A 23050-nucleotide genomic window follows, 5' to 3' on the forward strand; every position below is an offset into this window, starting at 1 on the left:
TCGCCTACCTCGGGCTATCCTGAGGCGCTTGAACATACGACTCCAAGAGGGAAAGGCTTTGGGCATGGACATCGATTGCGTGGTGGTGGGCGCGGGCGTGGTCGGGCTCGCCGTGGCTCGGGAACTGGCTCAGGCCGGTCACGAAGTGCTGTTGATCGAAGCCGGCGAAGCCATCGGCATGGGCACCAGCTCGCGCAATTCCGAAGTCATCCATGCCGGCATTTATTACCCTCCGGGGAGCCTCAAGGCGCAACTATGCGTCGAGGGTCGCCAGCGGTTGTACGCGTATTGCGAGAGTCACGGGGTCGCGACCCACAGGCTTGGCAAATTGATCGTTGCCAAGGATCAGCTTCAGGTGGAGGGGCTCAAGACCTTGCTTGAGCGAGGATTGAAGAACGGTGTCGACGACCTGCGTCTGCTCGATCAACAGCAGGCGCTGGAGCTGGAGCCCGCTCTGGCGTGCGTGGCCGCGCTGTATTCGCCTTCCACCGGTATCGTCGACGCGCACGCACTGATGCTGGCCTTGCAGGGGGATGCCGAAGCGGCCGGTGCCGACATCGTATTCCACACGCCCTTGCTGAGGGCACGGACCATCACCGGAGGTTTCATGCTGGAGCTGGGTGGTACGGCGCAGATGAGTCTGTCCTGCCGCCGACTGATCAACGCCGCCGGCCTCCAGGCGCCCGCCCTCGCCCGCCGTATCGAAGGCCTGACGCCGCACTCGGTGCCCCGCGATTATCTGTGCAAGGGCAGCTACTTCAGCCTGACTGGACGCGCGCCTTTCCGGCATCTGATCTACCCCGCTCCGGAAGCTGCCGGCCTGGGCATTCACATGACCTTGGATATGGCGGGCCAGGCCCGATTCGGCCCGGACACCGAGTGGCTCGAGCGCGAGGACTACCGCGTGGACCCGGCCCGGGCCGAGGCCTTCTACCCGGCGATTCGCAATTATTGGCCTGGCTTGCCGGACCAAAGCCTGCAACCGGGCTACAGCGGCATCCGTCCGAAAATTTCCGGCCCCGATGAGCCGGCCCGGGACTTCCTCATCAGCAGCCCCGCCGAGCATCAGGTCCCGGGGCTGATCAATCTGTTCGGGATCGAATCGCCAGGGCTGACCTCCTGCCTGGCGCTTGCCGGGCGGGTGCGGCAACTGATCGTCTAGCGGTGGGGGCAGCGCAAAGTGCAATGCATTTTTCCATGCCCTCATGCAGGCTGCACGACCCGCAAAAAACAGGCCGATATAACCTGTTGTTTTAAAACGAGTTTATATAACTCCTTGGCTGGCACGACTGATGCAATTTCCCTGTAACGCGGCGTTGGCGCTTGAAGCCGGCCCGCATCCGTGAATTGCCAGGAGCTACATATGAACGCCATCGACCTGTTGAAAGCCGACCATGAACGCGTCAAGGCCATCCTTGCCCAGCTGAGCGAATCAACCAGCCGGGGCATCAAGAAACGCACCGACCTGTTGGCGAAGCTGGAAATGGAAATCTCCATTCATACCCGACTGGAAGAAGAGATTCTCTATCCGGCCTACAAGCAGGCCGGCGGCAAGGAGCAGGCCGAGATGTACTATGAGGCCAAGGAAGAGCACCGCACCGTCGACTCGCTGGTGCTGCCGGACCTGAAGAACACCGACCCGTCCACCCCAGAATTTGCCGGCCGGGTGAAAGTGGTCAAAGAGTTGCTTGAGCACCATATCGAAGAAGAGGAAACCGAGATGTTCCCTCAAGCCAAAAAACTGCTGGGCAAAGCGACGCTGGAGTCGTTGGGCGAGCAGATGGAAGCCATGAAGGCGCAGTACAAAAAAGAAATGAGCAGCTCCAGCCTGGCCGCTTGATCAGGCGCTGCCGATGCGTTCAGCCGTTTGCCACGGCTGAACGCAGCCGGGCAGCTCACTGCATCTGTTCTCGCAAGAACTCCACCAGCGCCTGCACCGGGCGCGAACTTTGCCGATGTTGCGGATAGACCGCCGACAGCGCCAAGGCCTCTGTCTCGAAGCCTTCGAGCACCTTGATCAATCGACCGTCCTTCAATGCCTCTCCGACAATGAACGTCGGCAGATACGTGATGCCCATGCCCGCGATAGCCGCGTCCCTGAGTAAATCGCCGTTATTGGCACGCATGCGTCCGGCGACCTCCAGGGTCAGCGGTTTGCTGCGTCCACCGAACCGCCATTGCACCTGACGGCTATGCCCATAGGGCAGGCAATCGTGATTGCGCAGGTCTTCGGGCCGTTCGGGCGTACCGCGTTGCGCCAGGTAGGCGGGGCTAGCGCAGTACACTCGCTCGATGGTCGCGATACGCCGGGCGATCAACGTCGAATCCTCCAGCACGCCAATGCGCAGCGCAATGTCGTAGCCTTCCCCCAGCAGGTCAACCGAGCGATCACTCAAATCCACTTCGACACTCACCTCTTGGTGGCGCTGCAAGAACAGCGGTAACAGGCTGCCCAGGTGCGCGACCGCGAACGAAAGTGGTGCGCTAAGACGAATGGTGCCGCGAGGCTCGCTGGTCTGGCCGCTGATGCCCTGCTCCACCTGTTCGACTTCACTGAGCAGGCGCAGCGCTGCTTCGTAATAGCGCTGGCCCAGCGGTGTCACATCCAGCCGTCGTGTCGAGCGATTGAGCAAACGCACGCCCAGTCGTTGCTCCAGTTCCATGAGCTTGCGGCTGACGAACTGCTTGGACAGCCCGAGCTTTTCCGCCGCCGCGGTGAAACTGCCCGACTCCATGACCTGGGCAAAAATGCGCATTTCTTCGAAGGGGTTCATTGTCATTCCAGGGTGGACAGTCAGGATGTTCTGGTGGGTATTGTGGATAGGGTGAGACAGGTTGCATAGAGGGTGAAGGTGTAGCCGTCATCGCGAGCAAGCTTTGCTCCCACAAGGATCTTGTGGTCACCCTGAATAAATGTGGGAGCGAGCCTGCTCGCGATGACGGCCGATCAGCTTGCCGAAAAGTGGATGCCAGGCACAAAAACGCCCGCACAAGGCGGGCGTCATCCAGCAGCAACCACTCAGCTTACTTGGCGGTCAGCGCCGAATAGCTGTTCATCAGGTTGCGGTAGTTGGGAATACGCTGGGACAGCAGATTGCCCAGGCCTTCGATGTCGTTGCGCCAGTCGCGGTGCAGCTCACAGGCCACCGAGAACCAGTTCATCATCTGCGCGCCAGCAGCCGTCATGCGCACCCAGGCCGCCTGTTGCACGGTTTCGTTGAACGTGCCCGAAGCGTCGGTGACGACGAACACTTCGAAACCTTCGGCCAGCGCCGACAGCGTCGGGAATGCCACGCAGACGTCGGTTACCACGCCAGCGATGATCAGTTGCTTGCGGCCGGTGGCCTTGATCGCCTTGACGAAGTCTTCATTGTCCCAGGCGTTGATCTGGCCTGGGCGCGGAATGTACGGCGCGTCCGGGAACATTTCCTTGAGCTCCGGCACGATCGGGCCGTTGGGGCCTTGTTCGAAGCTGGTGGTCAGGATGGTTGGCAGCTCGAAGAATTTCGCCAGGTCAGCCAGGGCCAGCACGTTGTTCTTGAACTCGTTGGGCGAGAAGTCCTGGACCAGGGAAATCAGACCCGTCTGGTGATCGACCAGCAGAACGACTGCGTCGTCCTTGTTCAGGCGATTGTAAGCGTAAGCAGGAACGTTGCTCATGGGATGACTCCTTTGGGATGGTTTGTGACAAAACCCTGTGGGAGCGAGCTTGCTCGCGATAGCGGAATGTCAGGCGGAGGCGATGTTGAATGTTCCGCCGCCATCGCGAGCAAGCTCGCTCCCACAGGAGAAAATCGGTGCGTTAGTCAGAAAGCAAAACAGGAACAGCCAAACGCGCCCCAGAAGCCCTGGAAATCGCTGACTGGAACGTTCGACAGCCGCGCCCGTTCATGGCTATGGGCGTGCACCGTGCACGGGCCGCTGCACTGGTGGACTTGCGCCTGCAACGGTGAAGTCGGACGCCAGTGGCCGGGCACCTTGACCACCGGCGACCAGTCCGGGAGTACCGGCACGCTGGCGGGGCCGAGTTTTTCGAAGTCGCCGGCGGCGTACACCACCTTGCCGTCGACCACTGTCAGCACCGACTCGATCCACTTGATGGCCTCTTCCTCGACGCTGAAGAAATCCGCGCTCAGTGCCGCCAGGTCCGCCAGTTGGCCGACCTTGATCTGGCCTTTCTTGCCCTGCTCCGAGGAGAACCAGGCGCTGCCATGGGTGAACAGTTCCAGCGCCGTCAGGCGCGGCAGGCCTTCTTCGTGCAACGAGAGGCCACCGACGGTGCGGCCGCTGACCATCCAGTACAGCGAGGTCCAGGGGTTGTAGCTCGACACCCGAGTAGCGTCGGTACCAGCCCCCACCGGTACGCCTTCGGCCAGCATGCGCTTGATCGGTGGCGTGGCTTCGGCGGCCTTGGCACCGTAGCGATCGACGAAATATTCACCCTGGAAGGCCATGCGGTCCTGGATTGCGATACCGCCGCCCAGCGCTCGCACGCGTTCGATGTTCTTCGGTGTGATGGTCTCGGCGTGGTCGAAGAACCACGGCAGACCGTTGAACGGAATGTCGCGGTTGACCTTCTCGAACACATCGAGCATGCGGCTGATGGATTCGTCATAGGTGGCATGCAGGCGGAACGGCCAGCGCTGCTCCACCAGGTGCCGAACCACCGGCTCCAGATCTTGCTCCATGCCCGGTGGCAGGTCCGGACGCGGTTCGAGGAAGTCTTCAAAATCCGCTGCCGAAAACACCAACATCTCACCGGCGCCGTTGTGCCGCAGGAAGTCATCGCCCTGGTGCAACTTGACGCTGCCGGTCCAGTTCTTGAAGTCGGTGAGTTCTTCCTTGGGCTTCTGGGTGAACAGGTTGTAGGCGATGCGCACCGTCAACTGCTGCTCCCGGGCCAACTGCTCGATCACCGCGTAATCATCCGGGTAATTCTGGAAACCGCCGCCGGCATCAATGGCGCTGGTCAGGCCCAGGCGATTGAGTTCACGCATGAACTGGCGCGTGGAGTTGACCTGGTACTCCAAAGGCAGCTTCGGCCCCTTGGCCAAGGTCGAGTAAAGGATCATTGCGTTGGGCCGCGCCACCAGCATGCCGGTGGGTTCGCCCTTGCTGTCGCGCACGATCTCGCCGCCCGGCGGGTTTGGCGTATCGCGGGTGTAGCCAGCAACTCGTAGCGCCGCGCGGTTGAGCAAGGCTCGGTCATACAGGTGCAAGACGAATACCGGGGTGTCCGGGGCTGCCTGGTTGAGTTCTTCAAGGGTCGGCATGCGTTTTTCGGCAAACTGGAATTCGTTCCAGCCGCCCACCACCCGCACCCATTGCGGCGTCGGTGTGCGATCGGCCTGGTCCTTGAGCATGCGCAAGGCATCGGCCAGGGAAGGCACGCCTTCCCAGCGCAGTTCCAGGTTGTAGTTCAGGCCACCACGGATCAGGTGCAAGTGCGAGTCATTGAGCCCGGGGATGACGGTACGGCCCTTGAGATCGATAACCTGGGTGCCGCTGCCGCGCAGGGCCATGGCCTCGGCGTCGGTCCCTACCGCGACGAAGCGCCCCTGGCTGATGGCGACCGCACTGGCGCGGGGTTTCTCACGGTCGACGGTATGGAACTGGCCATTGAATAGAATCAGATCGGCGTTCATCAGACTTCCTTTGGCGATAAATGTGCAGGTGAATCAATCGGTGGTGGCATTTAGCAGGGGGCTGCTCCGCAGCCAGCGGGGATAAATCCCCTCGCCACAAAATCCCCTCGCCACAACAGTGTTTGTCACAACAGCTCGGCGCTGCTTAGGGCTCCAGGTGTTCGTGGGTTTGGGAGGCTTCTAGCCACGGCGCGAACAGGCGGGTGGCCAGCGGCATGCACACGTACACCACCGACAGCACGATGGTCAGGGTGATCAGGAATGTGGCGACTACGTAGTTGGAAAGAAATGCGTGAAGTTGCAGCACAGGCCCCCAGATCAGCGGTACCAGCAAGGTGTGGGGCAGGATGACCAACAGCGTCACCACCGCCTGTTTCCAGCGTGGCGGAGGAATGGCGGCATCGGCCAGCGGGGCGAACCAGAACTCCTTGTGGGGGGCGACTTCGGTCTGGTCGCCATCAGCCAGCAGCGGCGCGGCCTCTTCCACCAGCTCGCGGCGCTGGGGCGAATCCAGCCAGCGTTGCATCGCCTCGGTGGAGCAGAAACGCAGCACGCAGGTAAACAGCGACAGCCCGCCCAGCTTGCCCCGCACCACATCCACACCCAAGTGCCCAGGCCACTGACCAGCCACCCGCACGGTGCGGCGCAACCAGGCCTCATAAGCCGCGTCCTGGCCGGACTTGATCCGGTGCTTGATCACCAGGGTGACGATTTCGTCGAAGCCGGGTTTTGCAGGGCCGCTGGTGGATTCAACGGTTTGAGATTCAGACATGACGTAGCACTCCAACAAAACGCGTGTTCATCGCCAGACGCCCAGGCCCGGCAATCAACACGCTGGTAAATACAATCAGCAGCAGCCAGCCGAACTGCCCTTCTTCCAGGGTCCACTGCGGGTGTACCACCACAAGTGCGACGGCCAGCAGAAACAGGATGGGCACGCACGCCAGACGCACGAGGACCCCGGCCATGATCAACAGGGGGCAAAGCACTTCGGCGAAAATCGCCAGCATCAGGGTGGGCGCGGCGCCCAGGTGAAACGGATCCTCGATGCGCGTCAGCTCAACGCTGTAATGCAACAGCTTGGGCAGACCGTGGACCCACAGTAAAAACAGCCCACCGCTCAGGCGCAGAAACAGCAAACCCAGATCCTGCAGGGAACGTTCGTGCACATTGCTCATCGCTGTACTCCATCCAGATCCGCATAGGCGGCGGCCGGTAACGATTGAGACATGTGGGTGGCAATGCGCGAGCGCAGCCAGCGCTCGGCCGGATCGTTGTCATGCACACCGCTCCAAACCATCGACAACTCGGCGGCATTGATCTGGAACGGCGGATCCTCCGCGCGCAACGCGCAGCCTTCCACCAGCGCGCAGGCGGCGTAGTCAGGCACGGTGGCGATCAGTTCGGTGCCTGCCAGCAAGGCTCGCAGACCGCTGAACTGCGGCACCGCCAACACCACTTTGCGCGTTCGACCGATGCGAGCCAGGTCCAGGTCGATGTTGCCGCTCAGGTCGCCCGAAAACGAAACCATGGCATGGGGCCGCGCGCAGTATTCGTCCAGGGTCAGCGGCCCAGGGCGCTGGTCTCCGCGCAAGACCTTGCAGGGAATGTCGCGCAATTTCTTGCGCTTGGCATTGGCCGGCAGGTCGGTGGTGTAACTCACGCCGACGCTGATTTCACCACTGGCCAACAGCGACGACATCAGCAGAAAATTGGCCCGGCGCACCACCACAATGATGCCGGGTGCTTCTTCGCGCAGTTGACTGAGCAAGGGTGGAAACAGGCCGAATTCGGCATCGTCGGACAAACCGATGCGGAACACGTCGCAACTGGTGGATGGATCGAAAGCCTTGGCCCGGCTGACCGCGCCCGAAATCGTATCCATGGCCGGCTGCAGTTCCTGCAGGATCGCCAGGGCCCGCGGCGTCGGCTCCATGCCGCGACCGTTGCGGATCAGCAGCGGATCGTCAAACAGATCCCGCAGCCGTCCCAGCGCAGCGCTTACCGCCGGCTGGCCCATGAACAGCTTTTCGGCGACACGGGTCAGGTTCTTCTCGAACATCAGCGCCTCGAAGATCACCAGCAGGTTCATGTCGAGGCGGCGTAAATCATTGCGGTTCATGGGTGTTGTTCCTGTTGAATACCGGTCCTGTGGGAGCGAGCCTGCTCGCGAATGTGGTAGCACAGTCGACATAAGTGCCAGCTGACCCACCGCTTTCGCGAGCAGGCTCGCTCCCACAGGCTTGCGGCTTGGTCAACCCTGGATAAACGCCAGCAGGTCCGCGTTCAGGCGGTCCTTGTGGGTATCGGTCAGGCCATGCGGCGCGCCAGGGTAGATCAGCAACTGCGAGTTCTTGAGCAACTTGGCGGCGGCGATGCCGGCGGTTTCGATGGGGACCACCTGATCATCATCGCCATGCACCACCAGGGTCGGCACATCGATATTGCGCAGGTCTTCGGACAGATCCGTCTCCGAGAACGCCTTGATGCAGTCGTAGGTGTTCTTGTGACCGGCGAGCATGCCCTGCATCCAGAACCAGTCGATCATGCCTTGGGAGACCTTGGCGCCCGGCCGATTGGCACCGAAGAACGAACTGGCCACATCTTTGTATAGCTGAGATCGGTCAGCCAGGGAGGCCTGGCGGAAACCGTCGAACACCTGCACGGGCAAGCCACCCGGGTTGGCCGGGGTCTTGAGCATCAACGGGGTCACCGCCGAAATCAGCCCAAGTTTGGCGACGCGGGCGGCACCATGACGACCCATGTAGCGGGCGACTTCGCCACCGCCGGTGGAGAAGCCCAGCAGCACCGCTTCCTTGAGGTCCAACCGCTCGATCAGCTCGGCCAGGTCATCGGCATAGGTGTCCATGTCGTTGCCGTCCCAAGGCTGGCTGGAGCGCCCGTGCCCGCGGCGGTCATGGGCGATCACGCGGTAACCGTTGGACGCCAGGAACATCATCTGCGCCTCCCAACTGTCCGAGTTCAACGGCCAGCCGTGGCTGAAGACCACCGGTTGACCACTGCCCCAATCCTTGTAGTAGATCTCGGTGCCGTCGCGGGTGATGAAGGTGCTCATGACGTGACTCCTTGAGGTGGGTGGATTGCTCAATGGTCCGGTCAGAGGGGGCATTTGCGTGAGTTAAACGTTGTTAATTTTTTTGGAGCGTTGGTGTGAAAACTGCTTTTGTGGCGAGGGAGCTCGCTCCCGCTGGGCTGCGCAGCAGCCCCAAGACTGTCACCTCGGCGTGCCAGATTGATTGGGAACGGGGCCTTGGGGGCCGCTTCGCAGCCCAGCGGGAGCAAGCTCCCTCGCCACAGAGAATGCGGCGTCTGGAAAACGTTCACCGTTGCGCTTGAAACAAAACCTGAGGAATATGCTCGGGAAAAGCCCCCTGCACCGGGACCAGAACATTGAGAGCAACATGAGCCAATACCTCAACCTGCCTGTCGAACAGACGGTGCATTTCGGCCCTTACCGCGTCCATCCTCGCCAGCGGCTGGTGCTGGAGGCCGGGCAGCCGTTGCGCCTGGGACGCCGGGCAGTGGAGATCCTGCTGGTATTGCTCGAACACGCTGGAAACGTGGTGAGCAAGCACGAACTGATGGCCCGTGTCTGGCCCAAGAGCGTGGTGGAAGACACCAACCTGCGGGTGCACGTGGCGGCGCTGCGCAAGGCCCTGGGAGACGGCCAGTCCGGGCAGCGTTACATCATCACTGTGGCGCAGCGCGGTTACAGTTTCGTCGCACCGGTGTCCCTGGAGCCGGTCGAGCAACTGGCGCGCATCCCGCACCCTTCCCTGGCCCACAACCTGCCGCCGCGCCGCACCCGGCTGATCGGACGCCAGGGGCTGGTGGAAAACCTGGTGGCCCAGCTGCCGAGAAAACGGTTCATCACCCTGGTGGGTACCGGCGGGATCGGCAAGACCACCGTCGCCTTGCGTGTCGCTGAGCGGTTGATCGGTCACTACCGCGACGGCGCCTACCTGCTGGACCTGGCGTCGCTCAACGATCCGTGCATGATTGTCCCAAACCTGTGTGCGCTGCTGGACCTGCCGCTGCATGAAGGCGACCCGCTGGATGCCATCACCCGGCGACTCAAAGAGCAACACCTGCTGCTGGTCATCGATAACTGCGAGCACCTGATCGATGCCATCGCCCAGCTCAGTGAAACCCTGCTGCGCGGTGCGCCTCACTTGCACATCCTGGCCACCAGCCGCGAAGGCCTGCGGGCCGAAGGCGAGCACGTGCAGCATCTGGATTCCCTGGCGTTCCCACCCCGGGAGATGCCCATCGAGGGGTATCCGGCCCTGGAGTTCCCGGCGCTGCAGTTGTTCGCCGAACGGGCAATGGCCAGTCATGACAGCTTCGAGCTGACGGATCAGGACATACCGCTGGTGGTCGACATCTGCCGTCGGCTGGACGGTATCCCCCTGGCCATCGAACTGGCCGCCGGTCAGATCGGGGTATTCGGACTGGAGGCACTTCACCGGCAACTGCAAGACAGCGTCGCCCTGCTCCACAACGACACCAACGTCGCCGCACCACGCCAGCAAACCCTGCGGGCCACGCTGGACTGGAGTTTTGCGCTGCTTACCGACTGCGAGCAAACCTGCCTGCGACGGCTGGCGGTGTTCATGGGCAGCTTCAATCTGGCGTCGGCCGCAGCGGTGATCGTGGGTCAACATATCGCGCCGGACCAGGTGCTGATGTCGGTCAGCCAGCTGGTCGCCAAATCGCTGCTCAACGTCGAGGTCGGCGATGAAGAGGTGCGTTATCGCCTGCTGGACACCACCCGCAGCTATGCCCTGGAAAAACTGACTGAAGCCGGGGAACTGGCTGCCAGCCACCAGCGTCACGCCGAGCGCTGCCTGACACTGATGGAGCATGCCGAAAAAGACTGGGAAACGACCCCCACGCGGCAGTGGATCGCCCGCTACGCCCTCTATCGCGACGACATCCGTGCCGCGCTCGACCGAGGGCTGGGCCCGCAGGGGTCGCATGCGGTAGCGATCCGCCTGACTGCCCGCACCCTGCCCCTCTGGCAGGAGTTGTCGCTGCTCAGGGAGCACGGGCTTTACGTGAGCAAGGCGCGGGCGTTATTGCGCCAAAGCCCCGTGCCGTGCCCACGACTGACCCTGGCCCTGGAACTGGCCCATGCCAGTTTCAATTACCATACCCAAGGCGGCACGCCTGCCACTGTCGAAGCCTTCACCACGGCCCGGGGGCTGGCGCAACAATGCCAGGACCTGGCTGGCGAGCTGCGAGCCGTGTCGGGGCTCATGACCGTCAACCTCAGCTGCGGCAACTACCAAGAGGCCTTGGAGCAAAGCCTGGATTTCGACCGACTGGGCATGCACGGCGACCCGACCCTGTCCTTGAGCACCCAACGCCTGCGGGTGCTGGCGCAGCATTTCACCGGCGACCAGACGGCCGCCCGGCGTGATGCCGAACAAGTGATCCAGCGCCTGGCCCAGAGCGGCCACCTCAGCCGTTTCTCCCACGGCTTCGGCGTGCAATACGATCAGAGCGTGGCGGCACTGACCGTGCTGGCGCGCATTCTCTGGCTGCAAGGCTTTGCCGAGAAAGCCCGGCGCACCGCCGACCTTGCGCTGCAGATTGCCTTGCAGATCAACCACGGCATCTCGATCTGCTACACCCTGGCGCTGAGCGGTTGTGTGATTGCGAACTACAACGGCGATCATTCACGCGCCCGGGAAAGGCTCGAACTGTTGAAGCACCAGGCGAAAAAACATTCGGTCATGCTGTTCCATGACTGGGCCAGCCACTATGCCCGCGCTTTCGATGACGAAACCCTGGAAGCGAGTTCGACCCACGCAGGACTGATCGAGGACATCGTCGTCACCCTGCGCATCGATTGCGTCAACCAGGCACAGGTCGAGCGCGCCCGCAACGGTGCGGCAGGCTGGTGTTCGGCGGAGATCTTGCGGGCCGATGCCGAAGCCCTGCTGGCGCAAAACGACCCCGCCCTTGAGCGCTGCGCCGAAGAGCAACTGCTGAGCGCCCTGACGGTGGCCCGGCGGCAAAATGCCTTGGCTTGGGAATTGCGCAGCGCCATGTCCCTGGCCCGGCTGTGGCAACGCCGGGGCATGGACCATGCCGCCCAGGATCTGCTCGGGCCGGTCTATCGTCGTTTCAGCGAAGGGTTCAACACCCCCGACCTACAGCAAGCTGGCGCGCTCCTGCAAAAACTGGCCCGACGGCTGGGGCCTTGAACGACGAACCTCCCAGGCTTCTTGCAGCGCGTGGCGCCGGCTGAAAACAACCCACTGACCACTGCGCCGCAATTTTTCCAGGGCATAGGCGCGCGTGGTGTGGAGCAAGTGGAACCGAACCCCGTCCACGCACTGCTCAACCATGACCAGCGATTGGTTCGCCAGCCGTGACAGCAGACCAGGCAGTTGCCCTGCTTCCAGCTCGGCACAACTGATGACGGCCAGCGCAGCCTTGAGCGTAAACGGCCCATCGAACACGGCCAGGCGCTGGAACACGGCTTGCTCATCGTCACTCAAACGCTCGAAACTCCAATCCAGCATGGCCTCCAGGCTGCGATGGCGCGCCACAGCCGTGCGGCGTCCATGGTTCAAGAGTGACAGCCCACAATCCAACTGTTCCAAGACCCCCACCACGCCCAACACACCCACCTGGGCCGCCGCCAGTTCCAGCGCCAGCGGCAACCCGTCCAGGCGTTGGCATATCTGGACAATCACCGCCAGCTCGCGGTCATTGGGCTCGAAACCCTGCTGCCGGGCAGCGACCTGATCGATCAACAACTGCACCGCCGGACACGCCAATATCTGGTGCGCCGGCTCACGGGGCGAGGCCACTGTCAGCCCCGGCAGTTGTACGACGCGCTCATCCGTCAGATTCAAGGGCTCGCGGCTGCTGAACAACAGCGAGACCTGCGGGGCCGATGCGCCCAACGCCCGGGCCAGGTCCCGGCAGGCGTCGAGCAGATGGTCGCCGCCATCGAGCACCAGCAAAACCCGCCAGGATTTCAGTTGCTGGCCCAAGGCGCCATGTCCCAGGCCCAGGGTGCGGGAAACCTGCCTCGTCACCTGCGACGGGTCGCTGATGGCGGACAGGTCCACAAACCAGGCACCGTGGTCAAAGTGTTCCAGCAACAGTTCGGCCACCCGCAGCACCACGGTGGTCTTGCCGACCCCACCCGGTCCGGTCACGGTGGTCAGGCGCTGACGGGGCACCTCGCTGAGCAACCGGCCCAGCACTTTGTCGCGACCGATCACCGGGCTCAGGCGCGCGGGCAGGTTGTGGCGCTCGATCGGCTGCTCGACGTCAGCATCCACGACCACGGGCGCGGCAAAGCAATAGCCCTGCCGGGGATGATTGAGGATGTAGCGCGCCCCCTGCGCCGCGTCACCGAAAGCCCGCCGCAGCGCCGCGATGTGCACCCGCAGGTTGATGTCTTCCACCACGCTGTCAGGCCAGACGCGCGCGATAAGCGCTTGCTTGCTGACGAAGTGACCGGCGTTCTCCAGCAATACTTGAAGAATGTCCAGGGCGCGACCGCCCAATACCAGAGGCTCGCCGTCACGCGTGACAAGTCGCTGCTGGCGATAAAAGCTAAACGGGCCGAAGCACACCGCCGGCTCGGTGTCGGGTCTGGCGAAACTGTTCATGGGCGATCCAGCGCCGGATAACCATCGCGGGCATGACACTACGGCAATCCGAACGCGTCTGCCCTGGCTCCTGCGCATCCTTTCAAGAGGGTTCGCGGTTATCTTGGCAGCCATCGCCCAGAGGACAATGCTGGCACAGGGCGCATCACGGACATTGCGGTGCCCTGGACGGACACCGACGGCTCAACTGAACTGCTGGCGGTATTGCACGGGGGTCAGGCCAAGCTTTTCGCTGAACAGCGAGCGCATGTGCCGCACACTGCCGAAGCCACTGCGAAACGCCACGGTCTTGAGGGGCAAATCCGTGGATTCCAGCAACTGGCGGGCGCGGTCGATGCGCGCACCTTGCAGGAACTCCATGGGCGTCATCTTCACTTCGCGAACGAACATCCGGGCGAAATGGCGCGAACTCATGGCGGCGATCGCGGCCATGCGTTCGATGGTGAACGGTTCCTCCAGGTGCTCCATCACATGATGCTGCACCCGGGTAATGGCAGACTCTTGAGCCGCCACCGCCGCCACCAGCGGGCTGAACTGCGCCTGGCCGCCCTGGCGCTTCATCACCACCAGCAACACCTTGGCCACATCCAGCGCGACTTTACGACCGTGGTCCTGAGCGACGATGGACAACGCCAGGTCGATGCCGGCGGTGACCCCACCGGAGGTAAACAAGCGTCGATCCTGCAGGAAGATTTTGTCGGTCTCCACCCGTGCCTTGGGGAAACGCTGGATCAGGCGTTCGGTGTAGTGCCAATGGGTGGTGACGCGGTAGCCGTCAAGCAGCCCTGCCTCGCCTAGCACAAATACGCCGGTGCAAATGGAGCCGTAGCGCGTGGCCCGCGGCGCTGCCGCGCGCAACCAGGTGTGCAATCCCGGATGCTGGTCGTTATAGGCGCCCGGCCCACCCGGCACCAGCAACACGTCATAGGCCGCCCAAGCCTGGTCGATGTGGATATCGGCCTGTACCGCCACGCCATTGGACGCTCGCAACGCGCCGCGCTCGGTTCCCAGGGTCAGCAATTGATAACGAAGAGCGGGTTCAAGGTAACGATTGGCGATGGAAAACACTTCAAGAGGCCCGGCCATGTCGAGCAATAAAAAATCCGGGAACAGCACCATTGCAACGGTTTTCATCAAAAATACGCCAAAATATTCAGGACCTGCAGATGCCACTTGTGGGAGCGAGCCAGCTCACGATAGCGCACTGGCAACCAACAAAGGGCCAAGCTGAAGCGGCTTTACGCACGCAGGCTCGCTCCCACAGGGTTTGTGTAGCCTGCAAAACCAACATTATGTCGAAGCCACGCGCCTGCGGGTAGGCACCGCTTATTGTCCACTCAAAACGGACAGTATTTCGTTTTCCACCTGCTTATTGAACAATTCAATAACCATTAACCTTCTTCTGAACCTGGCGAACGCCCAACGCCGCCGCCCATACACATCAGGAGAGCTACCATGCTGACCCTTCGCAAAGCTTCAGACCGCGGCATTGCCCGCCACGGCTGGCTGACCTCGTTCCATACCTTTTCCTTTGCCAGCTACCGCAACGTCAATGAACAAGGCTTCTCCGACCTGCTGGTCATCAACGACGACCGGGTCGCCGCGGCCAAGGGCTTCGGCCAGCATCCTCATCGGGACATGGAGATTTTTTCCTATGTACTTGAAGGCGCGCTGGAGCATAAGGACACCTTGGGTACCGGCTCCGTCATTCGCCCCGGTGATGTGCAACTGATGAGCGCCGGCAGCGGCGTGGCCCATAGCGAGTTCAACCACAGTGCCGAGGAGCTGGTGCACTTCCTGCAAATCTGGATCGTGCCCAACGTCAGTGGCGTCACACCGCGCTATCAGCAGGAGCACTTCAGCGCCGAACAGAAACGGGGTCGTCTGCAATTGATCATTTCCCCGGACGGCGCCAACGGCTCGCTCCAGGTGCGCCAGGACGCACGGGTCTATGCCGGGCTGTTCGACGGCAAGGAAAACGCCACCCTGACATTGGCGCCTGATCGTTATGCCTACGTGCATGTAGCCCGCGGCAGTGTCGAGCTCAATGGGGTGCCGTTACAGGAAGGTGACGGTGTACGGGTGCGCGAGGAACAGCTGCTGACGTTGAGCAACGGTCAGGATGCCGAGGTCCTGGTGTTTGATCTGCGTCCACAGGAATTGCCGCAGATGCCATGAGCGGTCGCCATTACCGCGGCTATAACACTTGAGCAATGGGCGCTAAAAGCGTCTAAAAAAAGTCGGGCAATCCGGCGCAATCGAGCTTTGCTATCAGAGGTAGCGCATGGGATCCAAGGGCGGCGCCCTCCTTCCATGCGCTCTTTGGTTGATGGGAAAAACGCCTGGATAAGTTCCCGTTCAACTGAACTTTCAGACCAATGGTGGGCGATGCCATCACTCTGTGATATTGACTGAATGTTACAAGCCAAGCAAAATGATCTCACTTGGCCATTAAAATCCCCTGGCTTCTGCTTATTTCATGGAAGAAAGTATGAAAACGGTTATTTCTTTCGTTGCACTATCCGTTGCGTGCTGCGCCACTGCGGACGTCCAGACAATCACCTACCAATACGACGATTCAGACGCTGAATACTCCATCGTCTCGTTTGTTGAAAGCGATTCATCCATCCAGGCCACGTTGCAAAGATCGGGCCGCTACTTTACCAACTATACAAAACTGGAAATCGATTGCGCCTCGCGCAATGTTCGCCACATGGGGATGTACAACAGCCTCGATGGCCTGGAAAAAGCCCAGTTCGACCAGATGCAAGGTCGCATTATTGAAGGCTCGATAGCCGACGAGGTTGGCAAAGTGCTCTGCAAGGGTACAACCATGACCGCCTCCCAGACCGCCTCGCAGACAGACAAGCTGCCTGCCGACGAACTGCCCGACGATAAAACCTGATTCCACGCCGCCGGTCTGCGGTGCACCTTCGCACCTGCGCCAACGCCACACGTTAGCGCAGGCCCGCGTGAACTGCGCGACCTCAGCGCAACGCTTGTTTTCGCTCAAACGTCGAACGATAACTGCCAGGCGGAACGCCGAAGAAATCCCGAAAACGACGCTGAAAGTGCGGCGAGCTGACAAAGCCCGTCGCCACGGCGATTTCTGTGACGGATCGATTGGTCTGCTGGATAAGTTGGCGCGCACGGGTCAGGCGCAGTTCCAGGTAATAACGTGTCGGGGTTGCGCCGAGGAAACTGCAGAAGCGCCGCTCCAACTGCCGCTTGGAAATCTTCACGCATGCCGCCAGCTCATCGATGGTCAACGGCTCCTCGATGTTTTGCCACATCAACTCCAACGCCAGCTTGAGACTTTCTGGCAGCGTCGGATCGGTTTCGACGAAGACCGGCGGCAGATCCGACGCGTCGCCCGACTCATCACACCGCAGGATCTCCTCGATCGCCCCCACCAGCGCTTCGCCTCCCGTCTGGCGGATCAACTGAAGCATCATGCGCAGCGAGCTGTTGGCACCTGCGCAACTGACCCGCTGCCGGTCCACCACATAAGCGCGGCTGGAAACTTTCACATGGGGAAAAACCTCCGCCATCATGGCGCGACTTTCCGGGTGAACCGCGCACTCGAAACCATCGAGCAAACTGGCATCGGCGACGAAAAAAACGCCGTTCCACAACCCGCCCAGTATTGAACCGGACGCGGCGTTGGCGCGCAGCTTGCGTCGCAGCAGCGGCATGCCCTGCAACTTCACGCGAAAGCCACCGGCGACGATCAGGACGTCCTGGTTTTCCGGCAACTGCGCCAACTCGATATCGGCCGAGATGACGATCCCCAGGTCACTGGTCACCTGACTCCCCGAGGCCCCAACCGTCAGCACCTCATACAGAGGCCTGTCGCTCATCAGGTTGGCCGTCACCAGCGCATCCACCGCACCGGTAAAGGACATCATCGAGAAGTTGTCCATCAATACGAACGCGACACGAACCGGAGCCTGGTCAGCACCTGAGGATCCGAGCGGCCGGTAAGCCATGTTTTTGTTTTTAAGTACGCTCTCGAATGCGCTTGGCATAGGGCCTCGTCAATACATGAAGGCATCAGGACTTGCATCACGCTCGCGCTTTAAGCAGCAGAGCAATTGGCACATCTTCCAGATTAACCACGACGGCTGCAATCGACTCGCGACACCGCAGGGTCATCGCCCCCTCCTCGACCTCAAGTACCGTCGATTCTGGTCGATATCGTGTAGGTACGCATGGGCGCTTCCCCCGTTCCAGAAACTCGCAACGCGCACCGCTACTGTTTCCTGTTTCCGCCGTTTCAACACCTATAAATATCCGCGGGAGAAGTCATGAATATCAAACAGAAGCTGACATGGGCGTTCGCGGCCATCGCCTGCCTGCCAGTTATCCTGGTGGCGGTGCTGGTCGTGTTGAACCTGCGCGACGCCGCACAAACCAACTTCCTGGACAGCAGCGGCCGTGAAATCCGCCAGATCGACAACGGCATGAAGCAGTTCTTCGATGGCATCAGCCAGAACGTCGAGTTCTTCGCCAAGGACCCACGGATTATCGCGGCCAAGGATCTGAAAAATTATTCCGGTGCCGACGCTGCACAAATTCCGCTGCCTGAGAACAACAAACAGCTGCTGGACATATTCGACAGATTCGCCAAAAGCCACCCGACCACCGCCTATCTTTCTCTGGGGCTGGCCGACGGCGGTTACGCCAGCTGGCCTGACGACCCCAAAATTTCCAATTACGACCCCCGCGTACGCCCCTGGTACAAGGCCGCCATCGCTTCGCCGGGCACCACCGTGCGCACAGACGCCTATTACTGGGCACCGGACGACGTGTCGCTGATCGGCATCGTCCATACGGTCTCCGACGCCGCCGGCAAGCTGGTGGGTGTGGTGGGCCTGGATGTGTCGCTCAAGCAACTGACCGAACTGGTCAAGAACATCAAGCTGGGCGATAGCGGTTACCTGATGCTGGTCGAAGCCAATGGCAACGTCCTGGTCGATCCCAGCGATGCCAAGCACAACTTCAAGCCCATGGCAGAAATTGGCCCCAACTATGCCGAACTGGCCAAAAGCGGTGATGGCGTGACTCAGATCGAGATCGACGGGGTGCCCTACATGGCCAACGTCGTCAGTTCCAAAGGCCTGGGCTGGCGCTTCATCGGCCTGATCAAACGCGACGAAGTCATGGCCGAAGCCGCGAGCCTGACCTGGTTGATCGCCATCATCGCCGCCGCGCTGGCAGTGGTGTTCGCCATCGTCGGCGCCAGTTTCGCCAGCGTGATCGTGCGACCGATTCGCGGTGTCGCCAATGGCCTGCAGGAAATCGCCGAAGGTGAAGGCGACCTCACCCGCAAGCTCTCGGTGCAAGGCAAGGACGAAACCGCCACCCTGGCCAGTTGGTTCAACCAGTTCCTGGGCATGATCGCCCAACTGGTGCAGCGCATCGGCAGCGCCTCCTCCGACCTGCAAAGCGCCGCCGCCGATACCAGCGAAGTGGCGCAAAACATGAACGAAGCCGCCGGACGTCAACGCCAGGCCGTTGAACTGGTAAGCACCGCGTTCAACGAAATGGTCGCCACCGCCAATGAGGTCGCCCGCTCTTGCAGCCAGGCGGCCTCCAGCGCGGACGAAGGTTATCGCGACGTGCACGACGGCCAGCATCACATCGGCGAAGCCACGGGCAGTGTGCTGAAATTGAGCGAGGATCTGCAAAAGTCGACCCAGACCATGCAGGCGCTGGAGCAGGACAGCAAGAACATCAACACCATCCTCGACACCATTCGCTCGATTGCCGAACAGACCAACCTGCTGGCCCTCAACGCCGCCATCGAGGCCGCGCGGGCCGGCGATCAAGGTCGTGGGTTCGCCGTGGTGGCCGATGAAGTCCGCGCCCTGGCCCGGCGTACCGCCGACTCCACCGGCGAGATCGACAGCCTGCTGGGCAACCTCGCGCGCCGGACCCAGGAAGTCACCCTGCAGATGCAGGGCAGTCTGCAGGGCTCCAAAACCAGCGTTGAACGCATCCAGCAGGCCCGCGACAGCTTCGACAAGATCCGTATCTCGGTGGACTCGATTCGCGACCAGAACACCCAGATCGCCACGGCGGCCGAGGAACAGCACCAGGTGGCCGAGGACATCAACCGGCACATCTCGCAAATCCATACCGATGCACAACTGGTGGAAGAATATGCCCACTCGGCGCAGACGGGCTCGGGGCGCTTGACGGATATTTCCGGACAGCTCAAAGGGTTGGTGGGGCGGTTCAAGTTCTAGTTGTAGAGCCTGAGACAGCCACCCCAAATGTGGGAGCGAGCCTGCTCGCGATGGCGGTGGGTCAGCTTGCATTGATATTGAATGTGCTGACGCTATCGCGAGCAGGCTCGCTCCCACACTTGCTGTGTCACCGAGTCATTGCGGCCCTGTTGTCACCGATGCGGTTTGCCCGCCAAACATGGCCTCGAAGCGCGGTTTGTTGGCTGCGTAGTACTCGGCGACCACCTTGTCTGCCGAACTGTCCCGCGCCGCCGCCATCAATCTCTCAAGGTCAGCTTGAGGAATATTGAAGTGAGTGAAGAAGCGGGCGACGTCGGGATATTCCGCGCTAAAACCTTTGCGGGCCACCGCGTGAATCTGCTCTGCGCCACCAAAAATCTTCTTGGGATCATCCAGATAGCGCAGCGACCATTTGGAGAACATCCAATGCGGGCTCCAGGCGTTGACCAAAGACCATTTGTCACGCTTGAGGTTACGATCCAACTCACTCAACATCCCGGATTCGGACGAAGCAACCATTTTGTAGCCATCGAGTTTGTATAGCTCAATGGCTTTTTCTGTCAGCTTGTATTGGCCGTTGCCCACTTCTGAAGTGAGGATTTTGCCGCCGAGCTTTTCCCGCACATCTGGTTTGTTGAGATCCTCGATGCTGGCGATCTCACTGGCGGCAATGGAAGTTGGCACCGCCATACCGATCCGACCTTCATACAACACGCCAAGGTCTTCGAGCTTGTCGCTGTACTTGTCATAGAAGGCTTTGTGAGTGCTCGGCAGCCAGACCATCGGGATCAGGTCGATATTACCGTTAGCCAGCGCCTGGAACTGAATGCCGATATCGGCCAGCACCAGTTTGACCGGTTGCTTGAGGTGGTCTTGCAGGGCGGTGCTTGCCAGCTTTACAGCGATTTCCGTATCCGACCAATTCACCCATCCAATGCGCACAGGCGCAGGCTCCTCGGCATGGGCAAGCAAGCTGCAAAAGACCATACACAGGCCTGCAAGCCAGCCGCTAAAAGTCTTACTGGATAACGTAACCATAGTGCCTCTCCGCGTTCTGTGTGAGTTGTTGTTGGCAGGACAGCAGAAGCAATTACCTTCACTCATGAGCGCAAAAGCGCCCTCATCTTCAGGCGGTTTTGATCTCTACGTTCACGTTGGGGTCAATGGCGCCGTTCACTGCGGCAGACATTTTCAGTGCCTCTAGCCCTCTTGAGCCCAAGCCTGGGTTCCCTCACCCCGAGCAAGCCAAATCACCTCGCTGCGAGCCGATCTTAATCCTGGCATTTTGACGGCGCAAGAAAAATGTACACCACTGTCTGAATAATTGACACACATGAACATCCAACTTACCGTTATGTCAAAACCACGCCTGACGTTCTGCTCCGGAGCGCAACACCATGTCCAGCGACCCCTTGCTGCAGCCTTACAAGATCAAACACCTGACGCTCAGAAACCGGATCATGACCACCTCCCATGAGCCCGCTTACCCCGTCGACGGCATGCCGAAGGACCTGTACCGGGCGTATCACGTTGAACGGGCAAAGGCCGGCGTGGCGTTGACCATGACCGCAGGTTCCGCTGCCGTTTCCCGTGACAGCCCGCCGGTGTTCAACAACGTGCTGGCGTACAAGGATGAGGTGGTCAAATGGATGAAGGACCTGACCGACGAGTGCCATGAACATGGCGCCGCGGTGATGATTCAACTGACCCACCTGGGACGGCGTACACGCTGGGACAAGGCCGACTGGCTCCCGGTCGTATCGCCCTCTCATCGCCGCGAAGCGTCCCACCGGGCCTTTCCGAAGAAACTGGAAGACTGGGACATCGACCGGATCATCAAGGACTACGTGGATGCCGCCGAACGCATGAAGGCCGCAGGCCTTGATGGATTGGAGTTACAGGCGTACGGGCACCTCATGGATCAATTCTGGTCGCCGCTGACCAACGACCTCGACGGCCCCTACGGCGGCTCGCTGGAAAACCGCTTGCGCTTCACTTTTGATGTGCTGCGTGGCATACGCCAGCGCTGCGGCGAGGACTTTCTGCTGGGAGTGCGCTACACCGGCGATGAAAACCTGCCGGGGGGCTTCGGTGCCAGCGACGGCATTCAGATATCTCACATGCTCAAGGACAGTGGGCTGGTCGATTTTCTCAACGTCGTGCGCGGGCACATCGACACCGATGCCGGCCTCACCGACGTGATTCCAATCCAGGGCATGCGCAACTCGCCGCACCTGGATTTTGCCGGCGAGATCCGCTCGGCCACCGGTTTCCCGACGTTCCATGCGGCCAAGATCCCGGACGTGGCCACGGCACGGCACGCCATCGCCTCGGGCAAGGTGGACATGATCGGCATGACGCGGGCGCACATGACCGATCCACACATCGTGCGCAAAATTATCGAAAAACGCGAAGAAGACATCCGCCCCTGCGTCGGCGCCAACTACTGCCTGGACCGTATCTATCAGGGCGGCGCCGCGTATTGCATCCACAACGCCGCCACCGGGCGCGAAACCACCATGCCCCACGAGATCCCCAAGGCACCCACCAAGCGCAAGGTGGTGGTGATCGGTACCGGCCCGGCGGGCCTGGAGGCAGCGCGGGTCGCCGGCGAGCGCGGCCACGACGTCACGGTGTTCGAGGTGGCTGACCAACCCGGCGGCCAGATCCGCTTGACCGCGCAGAGCGAACGGCGTCGCGAGATGATCAGCATCATCGATTGGCGCATGGCGCAATGCGAACGCTTGGGCGTGAAGTTCCATTTCAACACTTGGGCCGAAGCCGAGACCGTCATCGCCGAGGAACCGGACGTGGTGATCGTCGCCACAGGCGGCTTGCCGCACACCGAGGTGCTCAAGCAGGGCAATGAACTGGTGGTGTCGACCTGGGACATCATTTCCGGCGACGTCAAGCCTGGCAAGAACGTGCTGATCTTCGACGACGCCGGCGACCACGCGGCGCTACAGGCGGCCGAGGTCATTGCCAACAGCGGTGCAAAACTGGAGATCGTCACGCCGGACCGGTCGTTTGCGCCGGAGGTGATGGCGATGAACCTGGTGCCTTACATGCGCAGCCTGCAGGACCTGAACGTCACCTTCACGGTCACCTATCGCGTCGACTCCGTAGAGACGCGCGACGGTCAGCTGGTGGCCAGCTTCGGCAGCGATTATGGCCAAGTGCACAAGCAGCGCGTGGTCGATCAGGTGGTGATCAACCACGGCACCCTGCCCCTGGACGATCTGTACTTCGACCTGCGCCCGCATTCGAGCAACAACGGTGCGGTTGAACAGCACGATCTGATCGCCGGGAAAACCCAAAATATCGTGACCAACCCCGAGGGTCGTTTCCAACTGTTCCGGATCGGCGACGCGGTGTCGGCACGTAATACCCATGCCGCTATCTACGATGCACTGCGGCTGGTGAAAGACGTCTGAAGGTCATGCCCCTGACCCCATGAGTCAGGGGCATTTTTGAGACTTAACATTGACTTTCACCC

The 23050-nt window shown here is 61.2% G+C and carries 18 protein-coding genes and 1 pseudogene; 8 read left to right on the top strand and 11 right to left on the bottom strand.

What is annotated here, in order from left to right:
• The first annotated feature begins 58 nt into the window (after nucleotides 1–58).
• Nucleotides 59–1162, top strand: coding sequence for an NAD(P)/FAD-dependent oxidoreductase (locus tag PSEUDOMOFG3G_RS16735; protein ID WP_139050652.1), 1104 nt, complete (start codon nucleotides 59–61; stop codon nucleotides 1160–1162).
• A 201-nt stretch (nucleotides 1163–1363) separates the two neighbouring features.
• A complete protein-coding gene (locus PSEUDOMOFG3G_RS16740; RefSeq protein WP_047227744.1) occupies nucleotides 1364–1840 on the top strand; it encodes a hemerythrin domain-containing protein in 477 nt (158 codons plus the stop codon).
• A 55-nt stretch (nucleotides 1841–1895) separates the two neighbouring features.
• On the opposite strand, the gene PSEUDOMOFG3G_RS16745 is transcribed toward PSEUDOMOFG3G_RS16740, so the two are convergent.
• The 7 genes from PSEUDOMOFG3G_RS16745 to PSEUDOMOFG3G_RS16775 form a co-directional block, all read right to left on the bottom strand.
• The gene (locus PSEUDOMOFG3G_RS16745; RefSeq protein ID WP_139050653.1) at nucleotides 1896–2774 is read right to left on the bottom strand and encodes a LysR family transcriptional regulator; all 879 of its coding nucleotides are present in this window, start codon (nucleotides 2772–2774) and stop codon (nucleotides 1896–1898) included.
• Between the two features lie 250 nt (nucleotides 2775–3024).
• Nucleotides 3025–3660 carry an isochorismate family cysteine hydrolase YcaC gene (gene ycaC, locus PSEUDOMOFG3G_RS16750; protein WP_139050654.1) on the bottom strand — a complete coding sequence of 212 codons (636 nt, stop codon included), beginning with the start codon at nucleotides 3658–3660 and terminating at the stop codon, nucleotides 3025–3027.
• A 146-nt stretch (nucleotides 3661–3806) separates the two neighbouring features.
• Nucleotides 3807–5645 carry an amidohydrolase gene (locus PSEUDOMOFG3G_RS16755; protein WP_076385492.1) on the bottom strand — a complete coding sequence of 613 codons (1839 nt, stop codon included), beginning with the start codon at nucleotides 5643–5645 and terminating at the stop codon, nucleotides 3807–3809.
• A gap of 145 nt (nucleotides 5646–5790) precedes the next feature.
• Entirely contained in the window at nucleotides 5791–6417 is a 627-nt protein-coding gene (locus PSEUDOMOFG3G_RS16760) for an antibiotic biosynthesis monooxygenase (protein ID WP_139050655.1), read from the bottom strand.
• Nucleotides 6410–6823, bottom strand: coding sequence for a DoxX family protein (locus PSEUDOMOFG3G_RS16765; RefSeq protein ID WP_139050656.1), 414 nt, complete (start codon nucleotides 6821–6823; stop codon nucleotides 6410–6412). Before PSEUDOMOFG3G_RS16765 ends, PSEUDOMOFG3G_RS16760 begins: the two co-directional genes overlap by 8 nt.
• On the bottom strand, nucleotides 6820–7767 hold the full coding sequence (locus tag PSEUDOMOFG3G_RS16770; RefSeq protein WP_047229365.1) for a LysR family transcriptional regulator: 948 nt from the start codon (nucleotides 7765–7767) through the stop codon (nucleotides 6820–6822). The genes PSEUDOMOFG3G_RS16765 and PSEUDOMOFG3G_RS16770 overlap by 4 nt, the downstream gene beginning before the upstream one ends.
• A 132-nt stretch (nucleotides 7768–7899) precedes the next feature.
• Entirely contained in the window at nucleotides 7900–8721 is an 822-nt protein-coding gene (locus tag PSEUDOMOFG3G_RS16775; RefSeq protein ID WP_047229364.1) for an alpha/beta fold hydrolase, read from the bottom strand.
• Between the two features lie 346 nt (nucleotides 8722–9067).
• On the opposite strand from PSEUDOMOFG3G_RS16775, the gene PSEUDOMOFG3G_RS16780 reads away from it, so the two are divergent.
• A complete protein-coding gene (locus PSEUDOMOFG3G_RS16780) occupies nucleotides 9068–11878 on the top strand; it encodes a winged helix-turn-helix domain-containing protein (protein ID WP_139050657.1) in 2811 nt (936 codons plus the stop codon).
• Here PSEUDOMOFG3G_RS16780 and PSEUDOMOFG3G_RS16785 read toward each other — a convergent pair.
• Both PSEUDOMOFG3G_RS16785 and PSEUDOMOFG3G_RS16790 read right to left on the bottom strand, forming a co-directional pair.
• Complete coding sequence (locus PSEUDOMOFG3G_RS16785) at nucleotides 11825–13303, bottom strand: winged helix-turn-helix domain-containing protein (RefSeq protein ID WP_139050658.1); 1479 nt, start codon at nucleotides 13301–13303, stop codon at nucleotides 11825–11827. The genes PSEUDOMOFG3G_RS16780 and PSEUDOMOFG3G_RS16785 overlap by 54 nt on opposite strands.
• Before the next feature lie 183 nt (nucleotides 13304–13486).
• Nucleotides 13487–14437 carry a GlxA family transcriptional regulator gene (locus tag PSEUDOMOFG3G_RS16790; RefSeq protein ID WP_139050659.1) on the bottom strand — a complete coding sequence of 317 codons (951 nt, stop codon included), beginning with the start codon at nucleotides 14435–14437 and terminating at the stop codon, nucleotides 13487–13489.
• A gap of 321 nt (nucleotides 14438–14758) precedes the next feature.
• Between PSEUDOMOFG3G_RS16790 and PSEUDOMOFG3G_RS16795 the strand changes: the two genes are divergently transcribed.
• Both PSEUDOMOFG3G_RS16795 and PSEUDOMOFG3G_RS16800 read left to right on the top strand, forming a co-directional pair.
• The gene (locus PSEUDOMOFG3G_RS16795; protein ID WP_139050660.1) at nucleotides 14759–15481 is read left to right on the top strand and encodes a pirin family protein; all 723 of its coding nucleotides are present in this window, start codon (nucleotides 14759–14761) and stop codon (nucleotides 15479–15481) included.
• Nucleotides 15482–15794: 313 nt separating this feature from the next.
• Complete coding sequence (locus PSEUDOMOFG3G_RS16800; protein ID WP_139050661.1) at nucleotides 15795–16208, top strand: hypothetical protein; 414 nt, start codon at nucleotides 15795–15797, stop codon at nucleotides 16206–16208.
• Between the two features lie 82 nt (nucleotides 16209–16290).
• On the opposite strand, the gene PSEUDOMOFG3G_RS16805 is transcribed toward PSEUDOMOFG3G_RS16800, so the two are convergent.
• The gene (locus tag PSEUDOMOFG3G_RS16805; RefSeq protein WP_139050662.1) at nucleotides 16291–17331 is read right to left on the bottom strand and encodes a GlxA family transcriptional regulator; all 1041 of its coding nucleotides are present in this window, start codon (nucleotides 17329–17331) and stop codon (nucleotides 16291–16293) included.
• Nucleotides 17332–17610: 279 nt separating this feature from the next.
• Here PSEUDOMOFG3G_RS16805 and PSEUDOMOFG3G_RS28415 point away from each other — a divergent pair.
• Nucleotides 17611–18693: pseudogene (locus PSEUDOMOFG3G_RS28415) on the top strand (cache domain-containing protein); the annotation flags it as partial.
• Between the two features lie 93 nt (nucleotides 18694–18786).
• Nucleotides 18787–19554: a methyl-accepting chemotaxis protein gene (locus PSEUDOMOFG3G_RS28420; protein ID WP_372241386.1), complete on the top strand. Its 768-nt coding sequence runs from the start codon at nucleotides 18787–18789 to the stop codon at nucleotides 19552–19554.
• A 135-nt stretch (nucleotides 19555–19689) separates the two neighbouring features.
• On the opposite strand, the gene PSEUDOMOFG3G_RS16815 is transcribed toward PSEUDOMOFG3G_RS28420, so the two are convergent.
• Nucleotides 19690–20592: a glycine betaine ABC transporter substrate-binding protein gene (locus tag PSEUDOMOFG3G_RS16815; protein WP_076385501.1), complete on the bottom strand. Its 903-nt coding sequence runs from the start codon at nucleotides 20590–20592 to the stop codon at nucleotides 19690–19692.
• Between the two features lie 359 nt (nucleotides 20593–20951).
• Here PSEUDOMOFG3G_RS16815 and PSEUDOMOFG3G_RS16820 point away from each other — a divergent pair, with 359 nt between their 5' ends.
• Nucleotides 20952–22988, top strand: coding sequence for an NADH:flavin oxidoreductase (locus PSEUDOMOFG3G_RS16820; protein WP_139050663.1), 2037 nt, complete (start codon nucleotides 20952–20954; stop codon nucleotides 22986–22988).
• Nucleotides 22989–23050: the final 62 nt, after the last annotated feature.

This window comes from Pseudomonas sp. FG-3G (assembly GCF_901007645.1).
GTDB classification, from domain to species: domain Bacteria; phylum Pseudomonadota; class Gammaproteobacteria; order Pseudomonadales; family Pseudomonadaceae; genus Aquipseudomonas; species Aquipseudomonas rhizophila.